This is a genomic window from Candidatus Dadabacteria bacterium (assembly GCA_009840385.1).
In the GTDB taxonomy this organism is placed as follows: Bacteria; Desulfobacterota_D; UBA1144; order Nemesobacterales; family Nemesobacteraceae; genus Nemesobacter; species Nemesobacter australis.
The window spans coordinates 335,690-350,106 of the sequence record VXNX01000013.1 but is presented as its reverse complement, the minus strand read 5'-3'; the positions used below and the strand labels follow the sequence as shown (position 1 = coordinate 350,106).

10 protein-coding genes, 1 tRNA gene and 1 other RNA gene are annotated in these 14,417 nt (G+C 52.3%); 5 read left to right on the top strand and 7 right to left on the bottom strand.

Going from position 1 to position 14,417, the window contains the following annotated elements:
• Positions 1-21 precede the first annotated feature (21 nt).
• Entirely contained in the window at positions 22-627 is a 606-nt protein-coding gene (locus tag F4X55_06095) for a CPBP family intramembrane metalloprotease (protein MYC40557.1), read from the bottom strand.
• 78 nt (positions 628-705) lie between these two features.
• On the opposite strand from F4X55_06095, the gene F4X55_06090 reads away from it, so the two are divergent.
• Complete coding sequence (locus F4X55_06090; protein MYC40556.1) at positions 706-1,491, top strand: biotin--[acetyl-CoA-carboxylase] ligase; 786 nt, start codon at positions 706-708, stop codon at positions 1,489-1,491.
• On the opposite strand, the gene F4X55_06085 is transcribed toward F4X55_06090, so the two are convergent.
• Entirely contained in the window at positions 1,488-1,853 is a 366-nt protein-coding gene (locus tag F4X55_06085) for a hypothetical protein (GenBank protein ID MYC40555.1), read from the bottom strand. The two genes, F4X55_06090 and F4X55_06085, sit on opposite strands and share 4 nt — an antisense overlap.
• Positions 1,854-1,979: 126 nt before the next feature.
• On the opposite strand from F4X55_06085, the gene gltB reads away from it, so the two are divergent.
• The 4 genes from gltB to F4X55_06065 all read left to right on the top strand — a co-directional run bounded on the left by gltB (position 1,980) and on the right by F4X55_06065 (position 11,764).
• Positions 1,980-6,578 (top strand): glutamate synthase large subunit, encoded by a 4,599-nt coding sequence (gene gltB / locus F4X55_06080; protein MYC40554.1) that lies wholly within the window; start codon positions 1,980-1,982, stop codon positions 6,576-6,578.
• 32 nt (positions 6,579-6,610) lie between these two features.
• A complete protein-coding gene (locus tag F4X55_06075; GenBank protein MYC40553.1) occupies positions 6,611-8,095 on the top strand; it encodes a glutamate synthase subunit beta in 1,485 nt (494 codons plus the stop codon).
• The gene (locus F4X55_06070; GenBank protein MYC40552.1) at positions 8,031-9,329 is read left to right on the top strand and encodes a tyrosine--tRNA ligase; all 1,299 of its coding nucleotides are present in this window, start codon (positions 8,031-8,033) and stop codon (positions 9,327-9,329) included. Before F4X55_06075 ends, F4X55_06070 begins: the two co-directional genes overlap by 65 nt.
• Before the next feature lie 116 nt (positions 9,330-9,445).
• Positions 9,446-11,764 (top strand): tetratricopeptide repeat protein, encoded by a 2,319-nt coding sequence (locus F4X55_06065; protein ID MYC40551.1) that lies wholly within the window; start codon positions 9,446-9,448, stop codon positions 11,762-11,764.
• A gap of 71 nt (positions 11,765-11,835) precedes the next feature.
• On the opposite strand, the gene rnpB is transcribed toward F4X55_06065, so the two are convergent.
• From rnpB to F4X55_06040, 5 genes are all read right to left on the bottom strand, one after another.
• Positions 11,836-12,202, bottom strand: an RNA gene (rnpB, locus tag F4X55_06060) — RNase P RNA component class A.
• Positions 12,203-12,619, bottom strand: a complete 417-nt coding sequence (locus tag F4X55_06055) for a ribonuclease HI family protein (protein MYC40550.1) — start codon at positions 12,617-12,619, stop codon at positions 12,203-12,205.
• A 28-nt stretch (positions 12,620-12,647) separates the two neighbouring features.
• Positions 12,648-13,349, bottom strand: a complete 702-nt coding sequence (locus F4X55_06050) for a hypothetical protein (GenBank protein MYC40549.1) — start codon at positions 13,347-13,349, stop codon at positions 12,648-12,650.
• Positions 13,350-13,477: 128 nt separating this feature from the next.
• Positions 13,478-13,551, bottom strand: a tRNA-Ile gene (locus F4X55_06045).
• A 92-nt stretch (positions 13,552-13,643) separates the two neighbouring features.
• Positions 13,644-14,417 carry an ABC transporter ATP-binding protein gene (locus tag F4X55_06040; GenBank protein ID MYC40548.1) on the bottom strand — a complete coding sequence of 258 codons (774 nt, stop codon included), beginning with the start codon at positions 14,415-14,417 and terminating at the stop codon, positions 13,644-13,646.

Here is a 14,417-nt window from a genome sequence, read left to right as displayed (position 1 = left end):
AGGTTTTTTCGAAGATTCATACTAAATCAACCTAAAAGACAGGTAGACGATGTTTGCGGCGAAGTGAAAGAAAACGCTTGACCATATGGTCCCGGTTCTCATGTAGAGATATCCCATGACAAGCGAAGGGAAAAAGGTAAGAGTGTTTTGCCCGCAGACACCCCCACCGGCAAATACGCAGATTACAAGAAGGTGCGCCAAGGCGAAGAGCACGCTTGCCGCGATGATCGCGCTCCACCCGCCGCCGAGTGTTCTCTGTATATACCCCCTGAAGAAAAATTCCTCGGGAAATGCTATGGCCACAAGATGCGTAAACACGAAAAGCGCCGTCGGCTCTGTGAACTTAACCGTCTTTCCCAAGTAAGAAGAGAGAAGATATAAGCAGACCAGGTAGCCGAAAAGCACCGCGAGAGAAATCCCCGTTCCCCGCAGTAGTCCGCGCAGCTCGAACCTCAAAACGTTCGCACTGTGGCGATCAAGGAGAAACGGAACCCAGAGCATAACCCCTGCCGAGAGCAAAAGGGCGTACTCGCGGCTGATCGCCGTTCTCGAGACAATTATCACCGTTATGACTGTCACGTAGGCGATAAGCGGTACCGCAAGGTTTTTGGAAAGAAATTGTTTCACGGAAACAGGGGTTTTTCTCTTGAGTCTGGATTGCGACTATAATACTTGAATATCTCGGAAAAGGAGCAGGTTGTCTTAATGGAAATCTCGGAAATAAGAAAACATCTTGCCACGGAGACGGTCGGGGAGAAGCTTTTTGTCTATGACGAAGTAGGTTCCACAAACGATGTTCTTCTCGGACTCGTAGGTGAGGGCACGGCCACGGACGGGACGGTAGTGGTTTCCGATTCGCAGACTGCGGGCAGGGGGCGGCTCGGGCGCAGGTGGGTATCTCCCGCGGGCAGCAATCTTTACCTCTCAGCCTTGTTTCGCCCGGAAATCTCCCCTCAGGAATCTTCCGTTTTCACATTTCTTGCGTCCTGCGCGCTTGTGGATGTTTTTTCCGGCTACGGTGTAGACGCCACGATAAAATGGCCGAACGACATTCTGGTCGGCGGAAGAAAAATCTCCGGGGTGCTTACAGAGCTTGGCACCTCGGACGGCGCGATTGATTATCTTATGATCGGAATCGGGGTCAACCTCAACCTGCCCGAGGAATTCATACGCCGCGAGATGGAGGATATTTCACAGAAGACCACTTCTCTTTCGATACTGCTTGGGGAAGAGGTCGGTAGAGAAAAGTTTTGCGCCGAGCTTATCAGCGCCCTTGACCGTCTCTACCGTGAGTTTCGTCGCCGCGGGACGCGAGCGATTGTGGATATGTGGATCGAGAGGTGGGGATTTGTTGGGGAGGAGATATCGGTTGACGTCTCGGGCGAAATTATAAGCGGGGTGGTAGAGCGCGTTGACGCGAACGGATTTCTTTACCTGAGAACTGGTGAGGGCGATCTTCGCAGGGTGATTACTGGGGATACGGTCTTTTAGAGAAACCCGGTTATTTCGTGACGAAGCTTGCGCATGAGATCCATCCACTCGTTTATCGTTTCCTCGGTTTCGTCACTTACATCTTTTTTTATGACTATTCCGTAGACTCTGGGCTCGACTGCGCACTTTCGGTATCTCTTCGCGACCATGGAGCCGAACCTGTAGAGTATCTCAAGGGCCTTTCTGTCTTTTCCCTCAAACCTGCTTACAAGGATCATCTCTGAGGAAAAGCCCTCGAATATCCTGTTCCACAAGGTGGCGCTTGACTCCATGTGGAAAGAGAGAATTACGCTTCCGGGGTCTTCTTTTTCTTTACTCTCTTGGGGATTAGTTGTCATCTCTATACTGTTTATTATAACCATGGGCGGGGCGTGTGCGGAGTTCGGGATTTATGTTATAATTACCCGATGGCGTATGAATGAGGTTGCTTGCGCCACATCAGTTCTCGCTTTGTTTTTTCATAACGACACAACAGGCGGACAGTTTATATGAGTGTTAAGAAATTTCCCGAAAAAAACGGGCTTTACGATCCTGCGTTTGAGCACGATTCCTGCGGGATAGGATTCGTCGTTAACGTAAAGGGTGTAAGGTCGAATTCCATAATCCGCGATGCCATAACCGTGCTCAAAAACCTCGAGCACCGTGGAGCGTGCGGATGCGAGCCGAACACGGGAGATGGAGCCGGAATACTGTTTCAGAAACCCCACGCATTTTTCGTCGAGGCTCTAGGAACCGAGGGAATTACCCTCCCGGCGGAGGAGGATTACGGAGTCGGAATGATGTTCCTCTCTCCCGACCCGTCCGTTGGGAAGAAAACGAAAAAGACACTTGAAAATATAATCACCGGGGAGGGCCAGACCGTTTTGGGCTGGCGGACCGTTCCCACCGACAATTCCTCTCTGGGTGCGACCGCTTTGGGATGTGAGCCCGCGATAAGGCAGGTATTCATAGGCCGGGGGAACGGGACCCCTGCCGGAGACGGCTTCGAGAGAAGACTTTACATAATAAGAAAGCGTGCCGAGGCGGAAATAAAGACCGCGGGGCACGACGAGCATTTCTACGTTCCCAGCCTCTCATGCAGAACAATAGTTTACAAGGGGATGCTCGTTACCTGGCAGCTTGAACCTTATTTCCCGGACCTCACGTCCGATCTAATGGAAAGCGCGATAGCGCTCGTGCACTCGCGTTTCAGCACGAATACGTTTCCAAGCTGGGACAGGGCTCACCCCTACAGGTACGTGATACACAACGGGGAGATAAACACCCTTCGGGGAAACATAAACTGGATGCACTCAAGGCAGGCTGTTTTGGAATCCGAGTTCTACGGCGACGATATAGAAAAGATCTTTCCCGTGATAGCTCCCGAGGGTAGTGATTCCGCCTCCTTTGATAATGCAATGGAATTTCTGTGTCTCTCGGGCTACTCAATAGAGCACGCCGTTATGATGATGATTCCCGAGCCGTGGTCAAAGCACGAGAGCATGTCGGCTGAGAAGAAAGATTTCTACAGGTTTCACAGCTGTCTTATGGAACCTTGGGACGGTCCCGCTTCCATAGCTTTTACAGACGGCGAAAAAGTGGGAGCGGTGCTCGACAGAAACGGGCTGCGTCCCACCAGATACTACGTCACCAAGGACGACACCGTGGTGCTGGGCTCCGAAGTGGGAGTGCTTGACATACCGCCCGAGAGGGTGAGCTACAAGGGTCGCCTGCTTCCGGGAAGGATGCTTCTTATAGACACCTGCGAGGGCCGCATAGTCGGGGACTCTGAACTCAAGCAGAGGCTTTCGACGGAAAACCCCTATGGGAAGTGGCTCGAGGAGAACATGGAGAGTTTCTCCGGGATGATGAAAGAAGAGCCCGCCGAGACACCACCCGACTATGACCCCTCAGAGCTTCTTACGAGGCAGAGGGTCTTTGGCTACACGTTTGAGGATCTGCGCATTCTTCTGGGCCCGATGTCAAAAAATGCGGTCGAACCGGTGGGAGCCATGGGAGTCGATACTCCGCTTGCGGCGCTCTCTGACGAATCGAAGCTTCTTTACAACTATTTCAAGCAGATGTTCGCTCAGGTAACAAACCCCGCGATTGACGCCATACGCGAGGAACTTATAACCGGGACCATGGTTACGCTCGGGACAACGGCCAACATACTGCGGCCCGAGGCGAGGAGCTCCGAGAAAATAGAGCTTGAGACTCCGTTTCTGACTAATCCCGAGATTGAGAAGCTTAAGATGATTCAGGGGGAGAAGTTCCGTTGCGAAGTGATTCCCACTCTTTTTGATCCTGAAAAGGGAACAGAAGGACTCGAGGACGCTCTCTCCGGGATATTCGCCCGTGCTGACGAACTCATAGAGAAAGGTGCCAACATACTGGTTCTCTCGGACAGGGGCTTTGACGCTCGAAACGCCCCCGTTCCCGCCTTGCTGGCGGTCTCGGGACTTCACCATCACCTGATAAGAAACGGAAACAGGATGCGCGCGGCACTAGTCATTGAATCGGGCGAGCCGAGAGAAACTCACCACATGGCGCTTCTCATAGGCTACGGAGCAAGCGCCGTAGCGCCCTACATGGCTTATGAGACCATAAACGGCATGATTCACCAGAACATGCTCGTGGGCATATCTTACGAGGAAGCGGTATCGGGGTACGTGAAAAGTCTTGTAAAGGGCATAGTGAAGATAATGTCCAAAATAGGCATTTCCACGGTGCAAAGCTACCACGGAGCCCAGATATTCGAGGCGCTCGGGCTTAACACCGAGTTTGTCGATAAATACTTCACTTGGACAGCTTCCCGTATACAGGGAGTGGGGATCGATGTCATAGCCGCAGAGGCGATAAAGCGCCACTCGAGGGCATTTGCTGAAAGGGACGTTGAGACTGCGACGCTTGAAACCGGAGGGGTTTACAGGTGGAGGCCCGACGGAGAACGGCACATGTACCATCCGCGCACCGTGCACAAGCTTCAGGAAGCCTGCCAGACCGGCAGTTACGAAAAATTCAAGGAATACACCAAGCTTGCAAACGACGAGGAAAAAGAGCACTTCACGCTCCGCGGCCTCATAGATCTCAAGTTCTCGGATAACCCCGTACCGCTTGACGAGGTGGAGTCGGTTGAGAGCATATGCAGAAGGTTCAAGACCGGGGCTATGTCTTACGGGGCGATAAGCAAGGAGGCCCACGAAAGCCTGGCAATCGCGATGAACCGCATCGGCGGCAAGAGCAACACGGGCGAAGGGGGAGAAGATTCCGACAGATACACTCCCGATCCGAACGGAGACCTCAGGAGAAGCTCCATAAAGCAGGTAGCTTCGGGCCGTTTCGGCGTCACGAGCGAATACCTGGTGAACTCGGATGAGATACAGATAAAGATAGCTCAGGGTGCAAAACCTGGAGAGGGGGGACAGCTTCCAGGGAGAAAAGTCTACCCGTGGATAGCCAAGGTGAGACTTTCGACCCCTGGAGTGGGGCTTATATCGCCGCCACCGCACCACGACATTTACTCGATTGAGGATCTGGCGCAGCTTATCTACGATCTTAAAAACGCGAACAAGCATGCCCGGATAAACGTGAAACTGGTTTCAGAGGTCGGCGTCGGCACCATAGCCGCAGGCGTGGCGAAAGGTCACGCGGACGTGATACTCATAAGCGGGACCTCGGGGGGGACGGGCGCATCCCCACAAAGCAGCATACACCACGCGGGACTTCCCTGGGAATTAGGCATAGCTGAAACGCATCAGACCTTGGTTCTTAACAATCTCAGAAGCAGGGTGGTCCTCGAAACGGACGGTCAGATGAAAACCGGAAGGGATGTTGCTATCGCTGCCCTTCTGGGTGCCGAGGAGTATGGTTTTTCAACGGCTCCACTGATAGTTCTCGGATGCATAATGATGAGGGTCTGCCATCTTGATACCTGTCCCGTAGGAGTTGCTACGCAGAACCCAGAGCTTCGAAAGAAATACACAGGAGACCCGGCACAGGTGGTTGATTTCATGCATTTTGTCGCCGCGGAGTTCAGGGAGATAATGGCGAAGATGGGCTTCCGGACCGTAAACGAGATGATAGGCAGAACGGACCGCCTCGAGATGAGAAAGTCGCTTGACCACTGGAAGGCCAAGGGCATAGACCTCAGCAGTATCCTCGTCCGTCCCGAAGTCCCGGAGGACTGGGGAACCTACTGCCAGATAGAACAGGACCACGGCATACAGGACTCTCTTGACGAAACCGTCTTGATGGATATATGTCGCCCGACGATTGAAAAAGGCGAGCGGGTAGAGGCTGCCGTGCCTATAAGAAACGTAAACAGGACCGTAGGAACCATTGTCGGAAGCGAGCTTACCAGAAGATACGGTCTTGACGGGCTCGAGGAGGATACAATAAGACTTCATTTCTCCGGCTCGGCGGGACAGAGTTTTGGAGCCTTTGTTCCCAAGAGCATGACACTTGTTCTTGAGGGCGACTCAAACGACTATACGGGAAAGGGACTTTCAGGGGGCAAGGTGATCATCTATCCTCCTAAGGAATCCACTTTTGTTGCCGAGGAGAACATAATAATCGGAAACGTCGCATTCTACGGGGCCACCGGAGGGGAGGCATACGTCAGAGGTGTTGCCGGCGAGAGATTCTGCGTCAGAAACAGCGGGGTCCGCGCCGTGGTGGAGGCGGTAGGAGATCACTGCTGCGAGTACATGACCGGGGGCCGCGTCGCGGTGCTGGGTCAGACGGGGAGGAATTTTGCGGCAGGAATGTCAGGCGGCATAGCGTATGTCTATGACCCCGAAGGGGATTTTGCGGGAAGATGCAATACGGAGTCTGTGTTCCTTGAGTTCGTGGAAGAGCATGACGAAGCGGAACTTCTCGGGATGATAAGGAAGCATCTTGAGTACACCCGGAGCGAGGTAGCGCAACGGATTCTTGAGAACTGGTCCACCAGTCTCCCCAGATTCGTTAAGGTGATACCGAAAGACTACAAGAGAATGCTTGAGCACATAAACCGCGCGCAACAGAGCGGTCTTTCCGGCGATGAAGCCCTTATGGCGGCCTTTGAAGAAAACAAAAGAGATCTCGCGCGCGTAAGCGGAAACTGACACGGAGACTCGAACGGAGGAAAGGTTCTTAAATGGGCGATCCCACAGGTTTTATGAATTACAAAAGAAAGCTCGGGCCTGACAGGGATCCTGCCCAGAGAATCGCCGACTGGGACGAGTTCCACGGGCACCTTCCTGAAAAAGAGCTAGCGACCCAGGGGGCAAGGTGCATGGACTGCGGGGTTCCTTTCTGTCAGACGGGTCAGATAATCGGCGGAATGACCGCAGGATGTCCGATAAACAACCTTATACCCGAGTGGAACGATCTCGTTTACTCGGGCCTCTGGAGAGAGGCTCTTGAGAGGCTCCACAAGACGAACAATTTCCCCGAATTCACGGGCCGCATATGCCCGGCTCCCTGCGAGGGATCCTGCGTTCTGGGGATAAACGAACCCGCGGTTACCATAAAGAGCATAGAGTGCGCCATAGTTGACAGGGGTTTTGAGGAGGGATGGATCATGCCCGAGCCTCCTGAACTTAGAACCGGAAAGAAAGTGGCAGTCATAGGCTCCGGACCCGCGGGACTTGCGTGCGCCGCGCAACTTAACAAGGCCGGGCATCTGGTCACGGTGTTTGAGAGGGATGACCGTATCGGCGGACTCCTAATGTACGGAATTCCCAACCCTCACCTTGATAAGAAAATCGTTGACCGCCGCGTCGATATCCTAGCGGAGGAGGGAGTCAAGTTCGTTACCAACACTGAAGTGGGAAAGGACGTTGACGGGAATGAACTCATAAAAAATTTCGACGCCGTAGTGATATGCACGGGGGCGACCAAACCCAGAGATCTTCCGATTGAGGGGAGGGACCTTGAGGGGATTTATTTCGCCATGCAGTTTCTAAAGGCCAACACGAAAAGCCTTCTTGACAGCGGGCTAAACGACGGCCACTACATTTCCGGCGCGGACAAAGACGTGATCATTCTCGGGGGCGGCGACACCGGAACCGACTGCGTCGCGACCTCCATGAGGCATGGATGCAGGAGCCTTCTTCAATTTGAAATACTTCCCAAGCCTCCGACCGAGAGGACCGCGGACAACCCATGGCCGCAATGGCCCAGGGTGTACAGGCTTGATTACGGTCAGCAGGAAGCTATGGCGGTTTTCGGAGAAGATCCGAGAAGGTATCAGGTTCTGACCAAAAGATTCATAGGCGACGACGAAGGCAGAGTAGCGGGACTTGAGACCGTGCGCATTGAGTGGTACAGGGGAGACGACGGAAGGATGACGTTTAGGGAAGTGGAGGGTTCTGAGCAGAGGTGGCCATGCGGACTCGTGCTTCTGGCTCTCGGATTTTTGGGGCCCGAACAGGGACTTCTGGAACAGATGAAAATCTGTACCGACGAGCGCTCAAATGCCATGGCTGAGTACGGAAAGTACATGACGAACATCGAGGGAGTCTTCGCGGCGGGGGATTCGCGCAGGGGGCAAAGTCTTGTTGTGTGGGCGATAAATGAGGGAAGGGAGGCCGCCAGGGAATGCGACAGGTATCTTATGGGATCAACTGACCTTCCATGAACACTCTCTGCACGCGACGAGGAGGAATTTTCAGGTGGGTTTTTCTGATCCGAAGGAACAATTAAAGGTAATAAAAAGAGGGACCGAGGCGATAATTCCCGAAGAAGAGCTCCTTTTGAAGCTTGAAGCTTCGGCAAAGAGCAACCGCCCCCTCAAGGTAAAAGCTGGGTTTGATCCCACTTCTCCCGATCTGCATCTGGGCCACGGGATCATTCTCAAGAAACTTCGCGATTTTCAGACTCTCGGCCATGAGGTTCTTTTCCTCATAGGGGATTTTACTGCCTATATAGGAGACCCCTCGGGGAGAAGTGAAACCCGCCCGTCAATATCAAGAGAGGAGATAGCTAAAAACTCAAGGACCTACGAGCGCCAAGTTTTCAAGGTTCTTGACAAGAAAAAGACCCGGGTTCTTTCAAACTCCCGCTGGCTCGGCGACCTTGGATCAGAAGAGCTTCTCGGACTTACTTCTCTGGTTAACGTTTCTCGGATACTGGATCGGGATGATTTCTCAAAGAGATACAAAGAGGGGGTGTCGATTTCTCTTAGGGAGTTCATATACCCCTTGGTGCAGGCGTATGACTCAGTACAGATGCACTGCGACGTTGAGCTTGGCGGCACGGATCAGACCTTCAACATACTGCTAGGCAGAGATTTCCAGAGACATTACGGACAGCCCCCGCAGGTAGGAGTGTTTCTTCCGATACTTGAGGGAACCGATGGAGTAAAAAAGATGTCGAAGTCCCTTGGAAACTACATAGGTCTTGATGAATCTCCTCAGGATATATACGGAAAGGTGATGTCGATCTCGGATGATCTTATGTGGAGGTACTATCTTCTTCTGAGCATGCGCGATGAAAAGGAGATACGAAAGCTAAAAGCCCGCCATCCTATGGAAGCGAAAAAAGCGCTTGCCTCGGAAATTGTCTCATGGCTTCATGACTCGCAAAGCGCGCTGGAGGCCGCTAGAGATTTTGAAACCAAGTTTTCAAAAAGATCTTTTCCGGAAGATGCCAAGGAAAAGGAATACATTCCCGGCTCCCGCAAGGTAGTTGATCTTGTTCTGGAAGTGTCCGATTCCGTCAGCACCAAAGGGGAGGCAAAAAGGCTCATATCCCAAGGAGGGCTTGTAATAGACGGGGATAAGTACACCGATCCAAATTCGGAGTTTCCCGACAAAGCTGTTTTCGAGGTTAAGGTCGGGAAAAAAGAGTTCCTGAAAGTCGTTATCAAGTAATCCGCCCAGCTTTTTTTCCAGACAATCCTTACCATATCGAACCTGCCTATGCGGGAATTGTGGGATAAAGCACAAGCTTTGCTTTAGAACCATCCGGCGGGTATGATTCCCGCCTTATGACGCGGGACAGGCCTGATGGGGAGAATGCGGGAACCCTGGCGGATTTTCGGGAAAGGGTTACGGGGCTTGGGGTGCTGCAGGGTCCCGTGGCATCGCTGCTGATTCTGGGTCTTCTTGTAGCGGCAAGTTACTCTCCGGCTCTTCAGGCGGAGTTTGTGTGGGATGATTTTCTTTTAACGAAGCTCAAGGCTGTCTCGAGTTGGGGAGGTATCTGGCAGCTTTGGTTTGATCCCGCGACAGCCTACCTGCAGAGAGATGCCGTGGAGAGTCACTACTGGCCGTTTCTCTATACGACTTTCTGGCTTGATCACAAGCTCTGGGGCTTTCACCCTCTGGGCTATCACGTGTTTAATCTTCTGCTTCACTTCGCAAACACGGCGCTTCTCTGGCGCCTGCTTCTGCGCTTGGAGATTCCCGGGGCTTTTTTCGCTGCGGCGATATTTGCTGTGCATCCGCTGCATGTGGAATCGGTTGCTTGGGTGATTTCCCGCAAGGATCTGCTCTCAGCGCTGTTCTACCTGAGTGCGTTTCTTATGTGGATGCGTTTTATCAAGATGTCTCGCTCAAGGTGCTATGTGGCGGCACTTCTGTTGTTCGCAGTCGCTTTGCTTTGTAAGTCGATTGCGATCACCTTGCCCGTGACTCTCCTGATTTTTCAGTGGTGGCGAGAGGATCGTGTTACGCCGAGGGATTTTATCCTGACGGCGCCGTTTTTTCTTGTCGGACTTATCGTCGGGGGATTCGACACATGGTTTTACAAAGCTAATACTGCCCTTTCTTTTGACTATTCAGTTTACGAGCGGGTGCTTATCGCCTCACGCGCCTTATGGTTCTATGTGGAAAGGCTTCTTTGGCCCGTAGACCTAGCAGTGGTCTATCCCCGCTGGGAAATTGACGCGGCGGACCCTGCTGGCTGGGTTTACGTCGTTGCGGCGGCAGCGGTTGCTTTGGCTTTCTGGACCTTGCGGCACCGAATAGGCAGAGGACCGCTTGCCTGCGCGCTTTTTTTCGCGGTCACTCTGTCTCCTACTCTTGGTTTCGTCGACTACAACTACATGGGCCAATCGTTCGTGGCTGATCGCTATCAGTACCTAGCTGGGGCCGGGGTTATAGTTTTTTTCGCTGCCGCCGCGACGCGCGGCGTGCAGAGGTTGCCATCCGTGTCCAGCAAATCTGCCGCAAAAGGCATCGCCTTGGCATTGCTCGCCTTACTAGGCGTTGCTACCTGGAACCAGACAGGCGTCTACAAAAACGAGGTTTCCCTGTTTAAGCATGTCATCTCTTTTAATCCTCAATCATGGGTGGCTCATCAGAATCTGGGCATAGCCTTGCTCAGGCTCAACGAATCTGAGGAGGCGGAGAGCTATCTTCGCCGCTCCCTGGAAATCTTTCCGCTTAACCCGAAGGCTTTTCGGAATCTGGGAGAGGCGCTTAGGAGGCAGGAGCGCTACGAGGAATCGCTCAAGTGGTATCGTGCCGCAGTCAGTCTGGAACCCGACAAACCTCTTAACCACGTGGGCATGGGAACGGTGTTTTTTCAGTTGGAACTATACGAGGAGGCAATTTCGAACATGAAACGGGCTCTTGAGATTCAACCTGACTTCTCTACAGCGCCGGGGATTCATTCTCTTATAGGTCAGGGGTTAAGGAAGATGGGTCGCCACGGCGAGGCGGACAAGTACTTTGATCTCAGCGTGAAACTCGGCATGGAGATGAATCCGCGTGACCCGGGAGTTCTTTTTTCCCGGGCCCAGGATCTGCGCGGGCGAAAACTGCATCAGGAATCACTCAAGTGGTATCTCTCCGCTGTTGAATTAGATCCCGATTTCACCTTGGCCTACGCCGGAATGGGAGATTCGCTTTACCGGTTAGGCCGCTACCCGGAAGCCGTCTCGAGCATGAAACGGGCCCTTGAGCTAATGCCCGATTTTCCCTTGGCTTCTACTCTGCATTATCTCACGGGCCAGTCTTTTCGGAAGATGGGTCGCCACGACGAGGCCGAGGTCCATTACGAAGATGCTTTGCGAACCGCACCGAATTTTAAGGAGGCTTTAAGTAGTCTTGCAGGATTACTGCTGCTTCAGGAACGTTACGAGGAAGCAGCGGACCGTTATAAGGCGCTCGCCGAGATCGAACCCGATAACGCAGTTACTCATTCTCAAATCGGCATCGCGCTTTTTAAAACCGGTAAAGCGGAGGAAGCGTTTGAGAGTTTGGAGCGCGCTCTTTTTCTTGACCCGACCCTTGAGTTGGCACGAGACTACAAGGAACAGGTCCTTGAAAGCATGGCGAAAGCGGCTGAGCGGGGGCAATAAGTCGTTCTATGGATGTGAAGCAATGGGACGGGGGAGAGATTATTGAATCCGGGCGCGGGTTGCGATGGGAAAAAACGAGTCGGCCTGTAAGCCGAGTTCCGTCAAGCACGGTCATCCATCTGAGATATCTGTTACCAGAATACCTTAAGCGACTACCCGAAAACCAGGACGGGCCGCCCTGACCGGAGAGTTGTCCGGGTGTTTTCCTATTTGTCTTTCTTCGGGCGGGGTTTGCCTTGCCTCCTCCATCACTTTCGGAGCGGTGGTCTCTTACACCACCTTTTCACCCTTGCCGGGGCGCCTGCGGCGCCTAGGCGGTATACTTTCTGCTGCACTTTCCGTTGTCTCGCGACACCTGGTCGTTAACCAGCGCCCTGCCCTGCGAAGCTCGGACTTTCCTCCCGCGTACAAGCCGCGGGCGACCGCGCGGCCGACTCGCTAGTCATTAAAATATCTATCGATGGCCTCGTTTGCAAGCCTGTCGGCGTCGGTATTGTTCTCCCTTGGGATATACTCTATCTCGAGTGCCGGGAGCCGGGAAGCGAGTCTTTTCGCTTCTGAGTACAAGAGTTTTAGCCTCGAATCCTTTACTTTCCAGAGCCCGTTCATCTGGCTTGCGACGAGTTGAGAATCCGTGTGAATCTTTGCGGCGGGACCTCCTTCGGCCGCAAGATAACCGAGGGCCTTAATGAGCGCCTTGTACTCCGCCTCGTTGTTTGTTCCCTTGCCGATGTACTCCCTTATCTCCTTTTTGCCCGAGTCGGGACGGATTACAAGAACCCCGATGCCGGATTCTCCTGGATTTCCCCTCGAGGCTCCGTCTACGTAGACTTCGGTTATTTTTCCAGAGGGCATGTTCTTTGGAAGATAACCGCTTGAACGGTTATGAGCCAGTGTAAAGAATTTTCTTGCAGTTCGGGCACTGAACCAGCTTTGTCCGTTTCAGTATTTCGTTGTAGAGCTGAGGGGGGATGTTTATGTTGCAGCTTGTGCACTTCTCGTTTTCGGCAAGTGCAAGCGCTCTACCGTTTCTGTTGAAGATTTTTTCGTAAAGCGGAAGTATCTTCGGGTCTATCTTTGATACGATTTCGCTTTTTTCCTTCTCCGCCGGTTCACGGGAAATTTGGAGTTCTTCAATCTTTTTTTCTTTTTCCGCGATTTGCTCCGCAGATTGTTCTTTTAGTGACGCGTAGTCTTCCTTTTCTTCGGCAAGCACCGCCTCGATCTCTTCAATCTCTGTCATTACGGAGATTGTCCTGTCTTCTATTTCGAGGTTTTCCTTTCTGGTATCGGTTATTTCCTTCTGAAGCGCTTCGTATTCCTTGTGGGTTTTTATGGCAAACAGCCTCTCCTCGGATTTTTTTATGGATTCCTGATTGGAGCGAAGCGACGACTCGAGGCCGTCTCTTTGCTCCTTGAGTTCCGAGAGGCTGGTTTCCTTTAGCTTTATTGATTCTTCTTTTTCCAGGAGGTTTTTTTTAAGATTGTCGATTTCGTTTGGATATTTTCTGAGTCCTTCCGTTAACTCTCTGATTCTTAAGTCAACTGTCTGAAGCTTCTGCAGGCTTTCAATATGTTCTTGCATAGTCTTTTACTTCAGGCAAAGCGGTCTCAGCGTGCTCTTTAGAGGAAAAAGTGGTATTTTCTGCGCTTTTGGAGGGAGTTGCTTCGATTTTCTCTCTGCGAACCTTCATGGCCTGTGTTTCTCAATTCTGGGCCCACCCGGACTCGAACCAGGGACCGACGGATTATGAGTCCGCTGCTCTAACCAACTGAGCTATGGGCCCTAATAAAACTAGGCAACAGAATATAGTTAATCGAATTTTTTTGTCAAATTCTCAGCCTGAAAATATAAAAAACGGTTCTAACCTCCTCGGATTCACTGGAAAACAAGAAGATTTCCGCTTCCGGGATCCCACGAACCTCTTACCTTGAACACTGACCAAAGAAGTTCTTCAGAAAGTACGCGGGATGGTTCTCCTAGGGCTTTGATCCGTCCGCTCTCAAGCACCAGTATCCTGTCGCAAAACCTGCTTGCAAGACCCAGATCGTGTAGAACCACCGCAACTCCTTTTCCTTTTTGCGCAACCGACCTAAGCAGTTCCATAAGGGCGAACTTATGATGTATGTCAAGGTGGGAAGAGGGTTCGTCAAGAAAAATAAAATCGGTTTCCTGCACAAGCACTCTCGCAATCAATGCCCTCTGCTGCTCCCCCCCGGAAAGCGTGGTCACTTTTCTGCGAGAGAACCCGTCCATGTCCACGAGCGAAAGACAGTTCTCGGCGTGCTTTATATCCTCTTTGGTCTCGCTGTCGAAAATTCCGAGATACGGGTACCTTCCCATGAGCACTACCTCGAGTACGCTCAGCGGAAAATCGAAATAGGAACTCTGGGGGAGAAAAGATATTTTCCTGTATAGCTCTCTTGCTTGGTATCGGGAGATATCTTCTCCGTCAAGCAGAATGTCTCCTCCGGAGGGATGGATTATCCGGGTAAGGAGCCGCAGGAGCGTGGATTTCCCGGCGCCGTTGGGGCCAACTATGCCTAGAAGCTCGTTCCCTTTGATTTCAAAGCTTGCGTCGGCAACTATGGTTTTTCCGTTTACGCCGTAGCTAAGACCCGATATTTTCATGGATGATTTTTCTTTCTGCAT

Coding starts and splice junctions, on each gene's coding strand:
- gltB (MYC40554.1), top strand. CDS start 1,980: ATGAGTGTTAAGAAATTTCCCGAAAAAAACGGGCTTTACGATCCTGCG.
- F4X55_06055 (MYC40550.1), bottom strand. CDS start 12,619: ATGCCCTCTGGAAAAATAACCGAAGTCTACGTAGACGGAGCCTCGAGG.
- F4X55_06065 (MYC40551.1), top strand. CDS start 9,446: ATGACGCGGGACAGGCCTGATGGGGAGAATGCGGGAACCCTGGCGGAT.
- F4X55_06070 (MYC40552.1), top strand. CDS start 8,031: ATGAGGGAAGGGAGGCCGCCAGGGAATGCGACAGGTATCTTATGGGAT.
- F4X55_06075 (MYC40553.1), top strand. CDS start 6,611: ATGGGCGATCCCACAGGTTTTATGAATTACAAAAGAAAGCTCGGGCCT.
- F4X55_06050 (MYC40549.1), bottom strand. CDS start 13,349: ATGCAAGAACATATTGAAAGCCTGCAGAAGCTTCAGACAGTTGACTTA.
- F4X55_06085 (MYC40555.1), bottom strand. CDS start 1,853: ATGGTTATAATAAACAGTATAGAGATGACAACTAATCCCCAAGAGAGT.
- F4X55_06040 (MYC40548.1), bottom strand. CDS start 14,417: ATGCAGAAAGAAAAATCATCCATGAAAATATCGGGTCTTAGCTACGGC.
- F4X55_06090 (MYC40556.1), top strand. CDS start 706: ATGGAAATCTCGGAAATAAGAAAACATCTTGCCACGGAGACGGTCGGG.